General features: G+C 72.3%; 13 protein-coding genes. 8 read left to right on the forward strand and 5 right to left on the reverse strand.

The window, feature by feature from the left end:
* Positions 1-56: 56 nt before the first annotated feature.
* Positions 57-1,316 carry an MFS transporter gene (locus ABZ857_RS14125; protein WP_357042685.1) on the forward strand — a complete coding sequence of 420 codons (1,260 nt, stop codon included), beginning with the start codon at positions 57-59 and terminating at the stop codon, positions 1,314-1,316.
* Here the strand turns inward: ABZ857_RS14125 and ABZ857_RS14130 are convergent.
* Positions 1,313-2,056 (reverse strand): TetR/AcrR family transcriptional regulator, encoded by a 744-nt coding sequence (locus ABZ857_RS14130; protein WP_357042689.1) that lies wholly within the window; start codon positions 2,054-2,056, stop codon positions 1,313-1,315. The genes ABZ857_RS14125 and ABZ857_RS14130 overlap by 4 nt on opposite strands.
* 199 nt (positions 2,057-2,255) lie before the next feature.
* Between ABZ857_RS14130 and ABZ857_RS14135 the strand changes: the two genes are divergently transcribed.
* Positions 2,256-3,719 carry an MFS transporter gene (locus ABZ857_RS14135; RefSeq protein WP_357042691.1) on the forward strand — a complete coding sequence of 488 codons (1,464 nt, stop codon included), beginning with the start codon at positions 2,256-2,258 and terminating at the stop codon, positions 3,717-3,719.
* A 143-nt stretch (positions 3,720-3,862) separates the two neighbouring features.
* Here the strand turns inward: ABZ857_RS14135 and cofC are convergent, their stop codons facing one another.
* Entirely contained in the window at positions 3,863-4,513 is a 651-nt protein-coding gene (cofC, locus tag ABZ857_RS14140; RefSeq protein ID WP_357042694.1) for a 2-phospho-L-lactate guanylyltransferase, read from the reverse strand.
* A 78-nt stretch (positions 4,514-4,591) separates the two neighbouring features.
* On the opposite strand from cofC, the gene ABZ857_RS14145 reads away from it, so the two are divergent.
* From ABZ857_RS14145 to ABZ857_RS14155, 3 genes are all read left to right on the forward strand, one after another.
* Positions 4,592-5,377 carry a lysophospholipid acyltransferase family protein gene (locus ABZ857_RS14145; protein WP_357042697.1) on the forward strand — a complete coding sequence of 262 codons (786 nt, stop codon included), beginning with the start codon at positions 4,592-4,594 and terminating at the stop codon, positions 5,375-5,377.
* A 52-nt stretch (positions 5,378-5,429) separates the two neighbouring features.
* Positions 5,430-6,437 (forward strand): NAD(P)H-dependent glycerol-3-phosphate dehydrogenase, encoded by a 1,008-nt coding sequence (locus ABZ857_RS14150; protein WP_357042700.1) that lies wholly within the window; start codon positions 5,430-5,432, stop codon positions 6,435-6,437.
* 74 nt (positions 6,438-6,511) lie between these two features.
* Positions 6,512-7,627: a D-alanine--D-alanine ligase family protein gene (locus ABZ857_RS14155; RefSeq protein ID WP_357042703.1), complete on the forward strand. Its 1,116-nt coding sequence runs from the start codon at positions 6,512-6,514 to the stop codon at positions 7,625-7,627.
* Here the strand turns inward: ABZ857_RS14155 and ABZ857_RS14160 are convergent, their stop codons facing one another.
* Together ABZ857_RS14160 and ABZ857_RS14165 are read right to left on the reverse strand one after the other, a co-directional pair.
* Positions 7,628-8,083, reverse strand: coding sequence for a DUF3515 domain-containing protein (locus tag ABZ857_RS14160; protein ID WP_357042706.1), 456 nt, complete (start codon positions 8,081-8,083; stop codon positions 7,628-7,630).
* Between the two features lie 23 nt (positions 8,084-8,106).
* Positions 8,107-8,340: an Lrp/AsnC ligand binding domain-containing protein gene (locus ABZ857_RS14165; protein ID WP_030506047.1), complete on the reverse strand. Its 234-nt coding sequence runs from the start codon at positions 8,338-8,340 to the stop codon at positions 8,107-8,109.
* A gap of 65 nt (positions 8,341-8,405) precedes the next feature.
* Between ABZ857_RS14165 and ABZ857_RS14170 the strand changes: the two genes are divergently transcribed.
* From ABZ857_RS14170 to thiD, 3 genes are all read left to right on the forward strand, one after another.
* Positions 8,406-9,356, forward strand: a complete 951-nt coding sequence (locus tag ABZ857_RS14170) for a thiamine-phosphate kinase (RefSeq protein WP_357043146.1) — start codon at positions 8,406-8,408, stop codon at positions 9,354-9,356.
* A gap of 517 nt (positions 9,357-9,873) precedes the next feature.
* On the forward strand, positions 9,874-10,902 hold the full coding sequence (locus tag ABZ857_RS14175) for a hypothetical protein (RefSeq protein WP_357042709.1): 1,029 nt from the start codon (positions 9,874-9,876) through the stop codon (positions 10,900-10,902).
* 209 nt (positions 10,903-11,111) lie between these two features.
* The gene (gene thiD / locus ABZ857_RS14180) at positions 11,112-11,909 is read left to right on the forward strand and encodes a bifunctional hydroxymethylpyrimidine kinase/phosphomethylpyrimidine kinase (RefSeq protein WP_357042712.1); all 798 of its coding nucleotides are present in this window, start codon (positions 11,112-11,114) and stop codon (positions 11,907-11,909) included.
* A 4-nt stretch (positions 11,910-11,913) separates the two neighbouring features.
* Here thiD and ABZ857_RS14185 read toward each other — a convergent pair whose 3' ends face one another.
* Positions 11,914-12,819, reverse strand: a complete 906-nt coding sequence (locus ABZ857_RS14185; RefSeq protein ID WP_357042714.1) for an NAD(P)H-binding protein — start codon at positions 12,817-12,819, stop codon at positions 11,914-11,916.
* Between the last annotated feature and the right edge of the window lie 38 nt (positions 12,820-12,857).

The raw sequence follows: 12,857 nt of genomic DNA on the forward strand, positions 1-12,857 counted from the left end.
CCGCCTGCGGAAATCCCTTTGACCGGTAGATCTTCCGGCTGCCAGCATGTCCGCCCATGACCGAGGCGGCACCGAGGAGCCTGTGGCGCGTCCGCGACTTCCGGCGATATGCCGGGGCCGACGCGATCAGCAAACTCGGCAGCGAGGTCTCCCTGGTCGCCCTGCCGCTCACGGCGGCGCTCACCCTCCACGCGAGCCCGTTCCAGGTGGGGCTGCTCACCGCCGCGGAGATGGCGGCGTTCCTGCTGGTCGGCCTGCCGGCCGGAGCATGGGTGGACCGGGTGCGGCGCCGTCCGGTCCTGGTCGCCGCTGACGTGGTCCGCGCGCTGGCGCTGCTGTCGATCCCCGCCGCGGCCGTGCCCGGCGTGCTCGGCCTGCCCCAGATGTACGCCGTGGCCCTGCTGAACGGGCTGTGCACGGTCTTCTTCGACGTCGCCCACCAGAGCTACCTGCCGTCCATTGTCGGCCGGGGGGATCTCGCCCGCGGGCACGGCACGCTCGCCGCCAACCAGTCGCTCTCGCAGCTCGCGGGCCCGGGGATCGGCGGATGGCTGGTGCAGGCGCTCACCGCCCCGATCGCGGTGGTCGCCGACGCCCTGAGCTACGCGGCGTCCGCGCTGCTGCTCCTCGGCGTACGGGCGGGCGAGGGGCGTGGGGACGAGCAGCCCGGCGAGAGGCCCGGCGGGAGGGACGCCCGAGGTGGGAGGCGGCTGTGGTCGGAGATCGCCGAAGGACTCCGGTTCGTCGCTGGGCAGCCCGTCCTGCGCCGGGTCGCCGCCGTCGGGGCGCTGGTGATGCTCTCGTTCGGCCTGTGGTCGGCCACGGTGCCGCTCTACCTCGTCCGCGAGGTCGGCACGAGCCCCGGCACGTACGGCGCGCTGCTGTCGGCCGGCGCGGTGGGCGGGGTGGCCGGCGCCTGGCTCGCCCCGCGGATCGCGGCCCGCCTGGGAACCGGCCGGGCCATGTACGCCTCGGCGTGGGCGGCCACGGTGTGCATCGCCCCGGTCGCGCTGACGGCGGCGGGCCCCCGCCTGCTGATCCTGCCCGTGGCCCTGGCGGCCAGTGGGGTGGCGACCACGGTCTTCAGCGTGGCGCAGGGAGCCTACCGCCAGTCGATCTGCCCACCGCACCTGCTGGGCCGCCTGAGCGCCACCATGCGGTTCCTGATGTGGGGCCCGATGCCGCTCGGCGGCCTGCTGGCGGGCACGCTCGGCCAGCTCGCCGGGGTGCGCGTCGCCTTCTGGGTCGCCTGCGGGGCCTACACGCTCGCCCACCTGCCGATCCTGCTCGCGCCGAGGATCCGCGAGGTCTCCTAGCTCTCCTCGTGCTCCTCGTCGGGGTCCGGCTCGCCGACGTAGGAGGCGAGGCCGCGCAGAATGATCTCCAGGCCGAGCTCGAACCGGTAGTCGTTCGACTCGTCCATCATGATGTCGGAGAGCGCCACCAGGTTCGGGAACCGGTCGGGCGGCAGCGAGGCGAAGTACTCGTTGACCTCCTCGCGCAGCTTGTGCCACGAGGTGTCGGTCTCGCGGTAGCGCTGCTGCCAGAGGCTCTCCTCCAGCGCGAACCCGTTGATGTACGTGGACAGCATGTCGCCGGAGACTGCCAGAACCCGCCGCGGCATCCCGGCGGCGCCGAGGACGGCCATCAGCCGCTCGACGTAGGGGAGCAGCTCCGGCGTGAACGGCACGTGCCCCATCGCGAGCTTCGCCAGATCGCGACGGCTCAGCAGCCGCTCACGCGCCTGGCGGGCGAAATCCTTGACCTGCTCCCGCCAGCGCTCGGGGTCCGGCTCGGGCACCTCGTAGCCCTCGAACATCCGGGTGTACATGAGCTGCAGCAGCTCGTCCTTGTCGCGTACGTGGACGTACAGCGCCGAGACGGCGACGCCGAGCTCGGCGGCCACCTGCCGCATGCTCAGCCGGTCGTAGCCCTCCCTGTCGAGGACCGTGAAGGCGGCGTCGACGATCCGCTCACGGGTGAGGGGCACCCGAGCCGGCGCGCGTCGCTTCGGCGGACGTTCCCACGGCGGTGTGGGCATGTCCGGCTGCGTCATGAAGGACCTCCCGCTGTTCCGCCCATGCTAGTGAACACCGCTCCGTCTTCACGAACACCGCTCGCACAACGAGATATATCTTGTGCGTCCGGCAAACGAGATATATCGTGGCGAACATCGAACTTGGCGCTGAACACTGCTCGGTGGTAGAACAGCGCTCACTTTACTATGAACACTGTTCAGTTCCCAAGGAGGGGCGATGACGGAACCCATCACGGCGACCGCGCCGGCGGCACCGGCGACCGGGGCGCCGTACCGCTGGCGCTGGGCGGCTCTGTTCGTGATCCTCGCCGGGGAGGTCATGGACCTCCTCGACGCGACCGTCACCAACATCGCGGCGCCGAGCATGCGCGCCGACCTCGGCGGCTCGGAGGGAACCATCCAGTGGATGGGCGCCGCCTACACGCTGGCGATGGCCGTCGGCCTGATCACGGGCGGCAGGCTGGGGGACATCTTCGGCCGCAAGCGGATGTTCCTGATCGGCGCCGCCGGCTTCACCGCCGGATCCCTGCTGTGCGCCGTCGCCCAGTCGCCCGAGGTGCTCATCGGCGCCCGGGTGATCCAGGGCCTGTTCGGCTCGGTCATGCTGCCGCAGGGGCTCGGCATGATCAAGGAGATGTTCCCGCCCGCGGAGATGGGCAAGGCGTTCGGCATGTTCGGGCCGGTCATGGGGCTGTCCGCGGTCGGAGGCCCGATCCTCGCGGGCTGGCTGGTCGAGGCCGACTTCTGGGGCACCGGCTGGCGGATGATCTTCCTTGTGAACCTGCCGCTGGGTCTCGCCGCGCTGGCCGCCGGGATGCGCTTCCTGCCGGAGTCGCGGTCGCCCCACCCGCTGCGCCTCGACGTGGGCGGGGTGGTGCTCGCGTCCCTGGGCGGCTTCCTGGTGATCTACCCGCTGGTGCAGGGCAGGGAGCACGACTGGCCTGTCTGGGCGTTCGTCATGCTCGCCGCCTCGGTCGTCGTCTTCGCCGTCTTCGGCCTGTTCCAGTCGCGCCGCAGCCGTTCCGGCGGCGACCCGCTGATCGTGCCGAGCCTGTTCCGCAAGCGCGCGTTCACCGGCGGCCTGTTCACCGGCATCGTGTTCTTCTCCGGCATGGCCGGGTTCATGATGGCCTTCAACCTCTACACCCAGATGGGGCTCGGCTACTCGGCGCTCAAGGCCGGTCTGGCGATGGCCCCGTGGTCGGCGGGCATGATCGTCGGATTCGGGTTCGCGCAGCCCCTCCAGAAGTTCGGCCGAAAGCTCCTCCAGGGCGGCACCCTCGTCATGGCGCTCGGCGTGGGCGGCGTGCTGCTCACGCTGAACATCACCGGCACGCACCCGAACCCCTGGCAGCTCGCCCCGGCCCTCGTGGTGGCCGGGATCGGCATGGGCCTGCTGATGTCGCCGTTCTTCGACATCGTGCTCGCCGGCGTGGAGGAGCACGAGACGGGCTCCGCCTCCGGCACGCTGACGGCCGTGCAGCAGCTCGGCAGCGCGTTCGGCTACGCCCTGCTCGGCACGGTCTTCTTCGACCTGCTCGGCGGCGTGCCGAGCGCGGTGAGCTTCGACCAGGCGATCAAGGTCACTCTCTGGGTGGTCGCCGGAATGCTGGTCGTGACGTTCGCGGTGGCCTTCCTCCTGCCCAGGCAGGCCCGCGAGAACGCGGAGGCGGCCCACTGACACGACATCGCGGGTGACCACGCCGGAGCGGGGGCTCGGCGTGGTCACCGTTCGTGTGTCCGCCTCCGCCGTTCACGTCCGCCCGCCGGATCGGCGGGATGGTCAGCAGGGCGGGCGGCTCACCGGCCGACCGGCTCCCGCCCCTATTGCCGCGGGGCCGCGCCGCCGAGGATCCGGGCCGCGACCTCGGCGGTCGCGGGGCCGACGCCCAGGGCCAGGGCGTCACGCAGGTCCTCCACCGTGTCCACGTCCCTGCGCACGGACGCGATCCCGGGCGGGGTCAGTTCCTTGGCCCCCCGGGACAGGTGCCTGGCCCTCGACTCGCCGCCGAACCCCGGCCGGAAGGACACGCCCGGCCGTACGGCGTAGAACGTCGTGCCCACCTCGGCGGCGTCGGGGACGAACGCCTGGTCGAACTCCGCCGCCGCCGCGAGCACCGTCTCCAGCTCCTCAGTCCGCAGGGCGGGCAGGTCGGCCTGCAGGGCGCCGACGGCGTCGTCCGGCGCGAGCCGTACGGCCTCCTCCGCGCCGGCCCGCAGGGCGGTGTTCAGCCCCCGGTCGGGATCGGCCACCACATGGGCTCCGAGCGCGGCCAGCCGCCGCGCGGGCAGCGGGTCGGCCGTCACGACCACCACGCGCGCCACCAGCCGGCACCGCAGCGCCGCCGCCACGGTGTCGGAGGCCACCGCGACCGCCAGATCGGTCCGGTGCGGCCCGGCCGCCGCCGCGAGCCGTGTCTTGGCCCGGATCAGGGTCTTCACCGGGACCACTATTGACCATCGCGCGAGGTGCATGCCTGTAGCATCCCGCCTCGACATCGCCCATGGCCAACCGGGAGACTTGACCCGGATCCCGGTGATTTTGGAGACCCTGTGAGCCACCCCAGCGAGCCCTCGTCCGACTCGACCACCCCCGCAGTGCCCACCGTCGGCACGGTGAGCCGGCGTGCCGGCCGGCCGCCGCGCTTCTGGGAGACGCTCGCGGTCGTCGTCGTCAAGCCGCTCTCACGGCTGTTCGTGAAGCGGAGGTGGCGCGGCGGGGAGCACATCCCCCGCACCGGCGGTCTGATCATCGCGGCCAACCATCTGTCGTGGTCCGACCCCGTGCTGCTCGCGCACTACCTGTACAACAACGGGCGGTGGCCGACGATCCTGGCGAAGGCGGGGATCTTCCGGGTTCCCCTGCTGGGCCACGCCGTCGCCCAGCTCCAGGCCATCCCGGTCGAGCGGAACAGCACCGAGGCCACCAAGTCGCTCAAGACCGCCGAGGAGCGGCTGCGGAAGGGCGCCTGCATCCTGTTCTATCCCGAGGGCACGATCACCCGCGATCCCGAGCTGTGGCCGATGGCCGGCAAGACCGGAGTCGCCCGGCTGGCCCTCGCGACCGGCGTGCCGGTCATCCCGATCGCCCACTGGGGTGCCCAGGAGCTGCTGCCGTACGGGGAGAAGAAGCCCCGGCTGCTGCCCCGCAAGACGTTCCACGTGCTGGCCGGGCCGCCGGTCGACCTGTCCAAGTACGCCGGGCAGCCCCTGCGCGGCTCGGTCCTGCGCGACGCGACCGCGGACATCACGGCCGCCATCACGGACCTGCTCGCCGATATTCGCGACGAGAAGGCGCCAGAGGTCCCTTATGACCCCAAGAACGCGGCCAACGGCTGAGCGGAGCGTACGGTGAGGGGGAGCGCGCGGAGCAAGAGGAGTGGTGCGGCCAGTGACCAGGGCGGCTGTTTTCGGTACGGGCTCGTGGGGCACCACGTTCGCGATGATCCTCGCCGAGGCCGGCACCTCCACGACCCTGTGGGGCAGGCGGGCGGAGATCGTCGACGCGATCAACGAGACCCACGAGAACCCCGAGTATCTGCCGGGGACGCGGCTGCCCGACACGATCCGCGCCACGACTGATCCCGCCGAGGCCATGGACGGCGCGGACTTCGTGGTCCTCGCGGTGCCGTCCCAGACGCTGCGCGCCAACCTCCGGGTGTGGAAGCCCCACATCCCGCCCGAGGCCGTGCTGGTCAGCCTGATGAAGGGTGTCGAGCTCGGCACCTGCAAGCGGATGAGCGAGGTCGTCTGCGAGGTGGCCGAGGTGCCGGAGCGCCGGGTGGCCGTGGTCTCCGGGCCCAACCTGGTGCCCGAACTGGCCCAGCGGCAGCCCGCCGCGGCCGTCGTCGCCTGCTCCGACGAGGAGGTGGCCGCCCGGCTCCAGGAGGCGTGCCACCTGCCGTGGTTCCGGACCTACACGAATCCGGACGTGGTGGGCGTCGAACTCGGCGGCGCGGTCAAGAACGTCATCGCGCTGGCCGTCGGGGTCGCCGTCGGGATGGGCCTGGGCGACAACGTGCGGGCGACGCTCATGACGCGCGGGCTGGCCGAGATCGCCCGGCTGGGCGCGGCGCTCGGGGCGGACCAGCACACCTTCGCCGGCCTGGCCGGAATGGGCGACCTCGTCGCGACCTGCACCTCGCCGCTGTCGCGCAACCGCACCTTCGGCGAGAACCTCGGCCGAGGCATGACGATGGCCGAGGTCGTGGCCGCGACGAAGCAGACGGCCGAGGGGGTCAAGTCGTGCGAGTCGGTGCTCGAACTCGCCAGGAAGCACGATGTGGAGATGCCCATCACGGAGGTGGTCGTCGGCGTCGTCCACGACGGCATGACCCCCGGTGAGGCCGCCATGCTGCTGATGTCGCGCACGCCCAAGCCGGAGCGCTACGGTGTCTGATCACGAGACCCGGCGGCTCGCGACGCGCGGCTGACAAGCCGTTTTGCCCCTCGAACACGGTAGATTCGGGCATCATGAATGAGGATCGCGAGTCCCCGTCACGCGTGCGCGTGGCAGTCGTCTTCGGCGGCCGCAACTCCGAGCACGCCGTATCCCTGATGGGCGCGGGCAGTGTGCTGGAGGCCATCGACCGGTCGAAGTACGAGGTCATCCCCATCGGCATCGCCCAGGACGGACGCTGGGTGCTGGCGTCGAGCAACCAGTCCTACGCGATCGAGTCCGGCCGCCTGCCCGTCGTGGACGATTCCGGCACGGCGCTCGCGCTCCCCGGGGACTCCGGCGCCCTCGTGGCCCTCGAACCCGGTGAGATCCCGCGCGCGCTCGGCCGGGTGGACGTCGTGTTCCCCATGCTGCACGGCCCGTTCGGCGAGGACGGGACGATCCAGGGCCTGCTGGAAATGGCCGGTGTCCGCTACGCGGGCTCCGGTGTGCTGGCCAGCGCGGTCGGCATGGACAAGGCGTACATGAAGCTCGTGCTGCGCGCCGCCGGGCTGCCGGTCGGCCCGTTCGTGGTCGTACGCGACCGCGACTGGCGGCTCGACCGCGGCCGGGTGCTCAAGGAGATCGAGGAACTGGGCTGGCCGGTGTTCGTCAAGCCGTCCCGGGCCGGGTCGTCGCAGGGCATCTCCAAGGCGCACGACCCCGAGTCGCTGGAGGCGGCGATCGAACTCGCCCGCGAGCACGACCCGAAGGTGCTGGTCGAGGCCGCCATCGTCGGCCGGGAGGTCGAGTGCGCGGTGCTGGAGTCGCTCGGCGACGACGCCCCCGAGGCGAGCGTCCCCGGCGAGGTGCTCGTCCGGGGCGAGCGCGAGTTCTTCGACTTCGAGGCCAAGTACTACCCCGACCAGATGGCGCTCCAGGTGCCGGCCGACATCCCCGCCGAGGTGGCGGAGACGGTGCGGTCCATGGCCGTGCGCGCGTTCGAGGCGCTCGGCTGCGAGGGCCTGTCGCGGGTCGACTTCTTCTACACGCCGTCCGGCGAGCTGATCGTCAACGAGATCAACACCATGCCGGGCTTCACGTCGCTGTCGGTCGCGCCGCAGCTGTGGGCCGCCACCGGCCTGCCGTACGCCGCCCTGGTCGACCGGCTGATCCAGCTCGCGCTGCGCCGGCCCGCGGGGCTGCGGTAGCTACTCGGGGATGCTCGACTTGATCGGCCCGGCGAGGTCGACCAGCACGGCCCCGGGCTGGTGGTCCTTTCCGATCGTCACCTCGACGTACGCCACCCGGTTGACGGACGTGAACAGCGTCGGCCGGCGCGGGTCCTGGAACCAGCCGACGCCGTTGATGTCGGCGACCTCCGCCGTCGGCTCCATCGCCGCCGGCCGGGGCACGCCGCAGCGCAGGGCGATCTGGCCGTCACCCCAGACGGCGACGTACGGCGACGGGGGCTCGGAGCCGACCCGGTCGAGACCGTCGAGCGTCTTCGGCAGCGCCGCGTCGAGCGTGCGGCAGGCCGCCGCCGCCTCGCCGGTCGGCGTGGGCGGCTCCACGCGGACGGTGGACGAGCAGCCGGCGAGCAGGGCGAGCGCCGCCAGGACCGCGGCTCCCGACGCGGCGCGTGCGGGCCCCTTCGCCTCTCGCATCGTCTCCCCGGCTCGTGTTCCGTTCAGATGTGGACGATCGGACACGTCAGTGTACGGGTGATGCCGTGCACGGCCTGGATCTGGGCCACCACGAGCTTGCCGAGCTCGTCCACGTTGTTGGCCTGGGCGCGGACGATCACGTCGTAGGGGCCGGTGACGTCCTCGGCCTGCGTCACCCCGGGGATGGAGGAGATCTCCTCGGCCACGTTGGCGGCCCTGCCGACCTCGGTCTGGATAAGGATGTAGGCCTGCACCATGACGCCCTCCGGGTAGAGATCAGTGCCGGAGCGTAACCGTACCTCGAATGCACTAGGGGTGTGCTATCACAGTCGGAGATCTCGGCGAATTCGGAGTAATTCAGCGGATTTCAGGACGTCTTCCGCAGACCGCGGCCGTACTGCTGGGCCCCGGCGACGACGCCGCGGTCCTGAGGGCCCCCGACGGCCGGGTCGTCGTGAGCACGGATTTACTGATCGAGGGTAGGCACTTCCGCCGCGACTGGTCGAGTGGCTACGACATCGGCCGTAAGGCGGCGGCGCAGAACCTTTCCGACATCGTTGCCATGGGAGCCGATCCCACCGCCCTCGTGGTCGGATTGGGGCTGCCCGCGGACGTCGGCGCCGACTGGGTGGACGCCCTGACCGACGGCTTCCGCGACGAGTGCGACCTGGTGGGGGCGACCGTGGCGGGGGGCGACATCGCCCGCTCGGAGACCGTCGTGCTCGGCGTCACCGCGCTGGGCGACCTCGGCGGCCGGTCTCCGGTGACCCGGTCGGGCGCGCGTCCCGGTGACGTGGTCGCGGTGACGGGCCGCCTCGGATACGCCGCGGCCGGCCTGGCCCTGCTCGGTGCGGGGGTGACCGGCGGCTCCCCGGATCTCGTCACCCTCCTGGAGGCGCACCGCCGTCCCCTGCCGCCGTACGCCTGCGGTCCGCGGGCCGCGCTGCTCGGCGCGACGGCGATGCTCGACGTCAGCGACGGCCTGCTGCAGGACCTGGGACACGTCGCCGACGCGAGCGGCGTGGCCGTCGAGCTGGACGCCGCCGCCCTGCCCGTGCCCGAGGCGCTGTCCGCGGCGGCGCGCGAGCTCGGCGCGGACCCCCTGGAGTGGGTGCTGACCGGCGGCGACGACCACGCTCTGGCCGCGACGTTCCCTCCCGAGGTACGGCTGCCGCCCGAGTGGACGCGTGTAGGGGTGGTCACGGAGGGCCGCGGGGTGCGGGTCGACGGACAGACCTGGACCACAGGGGGATGGGATCACTTCCGTGGTTGATGTGAAATTTGTGACATAGGCGTATTAAATCTGTTATTAAGTATGGCGGTCGGCAACAGGAAGGACCGTCATGGGCCGTCACACGGTAGGACGCAAGGCGCGAGAGGGACAGCCCTCCCCGGTTCAGGACGACCCGCCCGCAAGAGCCGCCGGTACGGACCACCTGGCCTTCCGTCCTCCGGCGACGCCGGCTGACACCCCGCAGACCCTTCCCGGGAGTGGCCGTACGGACACGCTCTGGCCGGTGCCGCCTGCGGAGACGGCCGGTGGCGGTGTGACGACCGGTGCTGTGACGACCGGTGGTGCTGTGCCGTGGCCCGTGCCGCCTTCGGAGGCGACGACCCGGATGTTCGCCGCGCTTTCGCCCGAGAGGCTGGAGTCCGAGAGCCTGGAGTCCGAGAGCCTGGAGTCCGAGAGGTTGGCATCGTCCGGAGGTCCGGGGTCATCTCCGGGCTCCGGAGGCCGCGGCCTTCCCGGGCAGGGCCGCCGGGACGACCGCGCGGAGCAGCCGAGACGCATGCGGCGGCTGGCGCTCGTGTCGGGGCTGTCGGTGCTGCTGGCCGTGGGCGTCACGACCGGCGGCGCACGGCTGATCGCCGGGCGGACCTCCCTGGCCATGGAGAAGCCCACGACGGCCTGCCCGACCTCGGAGAACTGCGCCGCCGCGGGTGCGCCGAACGGAGCGCCCGGCTCCGGCGAGGCCCTCGGCGGCACGCCCGCCCCAAGCGATCCGACCGGCGATCCGAGCGGTGACCCGGCCCGGAACGGCCAGGACCAGTCAGGCCGGGAGGACTCCGGCCAGACCGGTGCCGGGCAGAGCGAAGGCCGGAACAAGGGGCAGGGTGACACGGCGCAGGGTGACACCGCGCAGGACCGGTCGGCGGCTCCCAGGCCCACCTCCGGTCCCACCGCGACCTCCGGCGGCCCGGATCGCGATCACGCGTCCGCCCGCACGCGGACGCGGGGCCCGTCGTCCACCCCTGCCCCGCGCGCGTCGGCCCAGGCGTCTGCGCAGGTGGGCGATGCTCCCGTCGCCGTCACGGCCGCCCCGGGCGGCACGGCGGACACCATGCCCGGAGGCGATGCTGCGTCCGGCGACGCGGGAAACACCGAGGACACCGCGCGCACGGACGCGGCCGGCGGCGCGACGACCGGCGTGACGACCGGCGTGACGACCGGCGCGGACACGGCGCGGACGGAGTCCGCTCCCGCCGCCGGCGGTCCCGAAGTCCGGGTGCGGTTCACGGTGACACACCGTGACGAGAGCGGGTACGCGGCACGGATCGCCGTACGCAACGAGGGACCGGCCCTGCCTTCCTGGACCATCCGGCTGGCCGTCGGCGGGCAGGTGACGGCGGTTGAGGGGGCGGACTGGCGGCAGCAGGGGAGCACCCTGGTCCTGAGCGCGGAGAACTCGTTGGACGAGGGCGGCACGCTGACGCTGGCCATCCACGCCGACGGCGCGTCCGCCGCACCCGCCGACTGCGTGCTCTCCGAGGGGCGGTGCGAGGTGACCGGCCCCGGCCCGTCCCGGCGCCGTAGCTGACCTTCCGGGCATTCGGCTGTGCGGCGCGCGCGGTCGTGACCGGTCCTGGCTCGCCTCGTCGTGGCGGCTGACCTGCCGTCATCCGCGCTCTCCGGACAGGCGCGGCGTCGGGCTGACCCGGTCTTCGGGTACGTTCGGCTACCGGCCCTCGAAGCCCGTGCGGGGATGGGGTTTCGGGGGAGTAGCGGGCGTTTTGGTTGGATGGTCGTATGACCACCCCACCACGTGTCCTGACCATCGCGGGCTCGGACTCCGGCGGCGGCGCCGGCATCCAGGCCGACCTGAAGACCATGCTGGCCCTCGGCGTGCACGGCATGAGCGTCATCGCGGCCGTGACGGCGCAGAACTCACTGGGCGTGCAGGGCTACTGGGAACTGCCCCCCGAGGCCGTGCGGGCTCAGCTCGACTCGGTCCTCGGCGACATCGGAGCCCAGGCGATCAAGACGGGCATGCTGGCGTCGTCCGCGCTCGTGGAGACCGTCGCGGAGGTGCTCGCCGGCGTGACCGCGCCCGTCGTGGTGGACCCGGTCGGCGTCTCCAAGCACGGCGACAGCCTGCTCGCGCCGGAGGCCGTGGAGACCGTCAAGAGCGTGCTGCTGCCGACGGCCACCGTGGTCACCCCCAACCTGTGGGAGGTCGAGCAGCTCACGGGCGTCAAGGTCGAGGACGTCGGCGACCTGCCCCGCGCCGCCGAGGCCGTGCTGGCCCTCGGCCCGAAGTGGGCGCTGATCAAGGGCGGCCACCTCCCCGGGGAGCCGGTGGACCTGCTCACCGACGGGTCGAGCGAGCACCGCTTCACCGCCGAGCGGCTCGACAACCGGCACACTCACGGCACCGGCTGCACGCTCGCCTCCGCGATCGCGTCGTACCTCGCCCTCGGCGAGGACGTGCCCGGCGCCGTACGGCGGGGGAAGGAGTACGTCACGGGGGCGATCGCGCACGGCTTCCCGCTCGGTGCGGGCATCGGCCCGGTGGACCACGGCTGGCGGATGCGGGCGGACGCCTGAGTCGTCAGCGGAAGTCGCCGGCGTGGTCGGCGGCCCATTCCCGGAACGTCCGCGCGGGCCTTCCGGTGATCTCTTCCACCGTCGACGTGACCAGGTCGGAGCGCGGTCGTCGCGTGCTCGCCAGCAGCGCCTCGACCAGGGCGGGCGGCCGTCCGTCCGCGAGCATCCGCTCCCGAGCCGCCTCCACGGGGACCTTCTCGAAGCGCAGCGGACGGCCGATCGCCTCGCCGATCATGCGGACCTGGTCGGCCCTGCTCACCACCTGTGGTCCGGTCAGCACGTGCGTGGCGCCCACGTGCCCCTCAGCGGTCAGCACGCGTGCCGCCACGGCCGCGACGTCGGCCTGGTGGACCACCGCCGTGGGGGCGATGTCGGGGCCGCGTACGACACCGTCCTGCCGGATCTGCCCGGCCCACCCCAGAGCGTTGGAGGCGATCGTGTCGGCACGCAGGATGGTCCACTCCAGGCCCGACGCCTCGATGAGCCTCTCCATCTCGGCGTGGAGCCGGTTGATCGGATCGGTCTGCCGCTCGGCGTCCTCGTTCACGCCCGACGACGACAGGTAGACGAGGCGGCGGGCGGAGCCCGCGATCGTGGCGAGGACGGCCGGCGCGCCCTCGGACGTGAGGAAGGGCCAGACCAGGAACACCGTCGTGATCCCGCTCAGCGCCCTCTCCAGGGTTTCCGGTTCGGACAGGTCTCCTGCCGCGATCTCCACGCCTTCCGGCAGTCTGGTCGTCCGGGCGTCGCGGACGAACGCGCGCACCGGGACGCCGGCGGATACGAGCTGGGCGGCGACTTCGCGGCCGACGTTGCCGGTCGCGCCCGTCACGAGAATCTGGGCCATGACCGTGATCAACCGCGCCGTGCCGGAGATATTCCGGTACGTGTCCTCGCCTTGGCCGGTCACGGGAGCACGAGAGCCCGCCACCGATCCGGTGGCGGGCT

Source organism: Microbispora sp. NPDC046933 (assembly GCF_040644635.1).
GTDB lineage: Bacteria > Actinomycetota > Actinomycetes > Streptosporangiales > Streptosporangiaceae > Microbispora.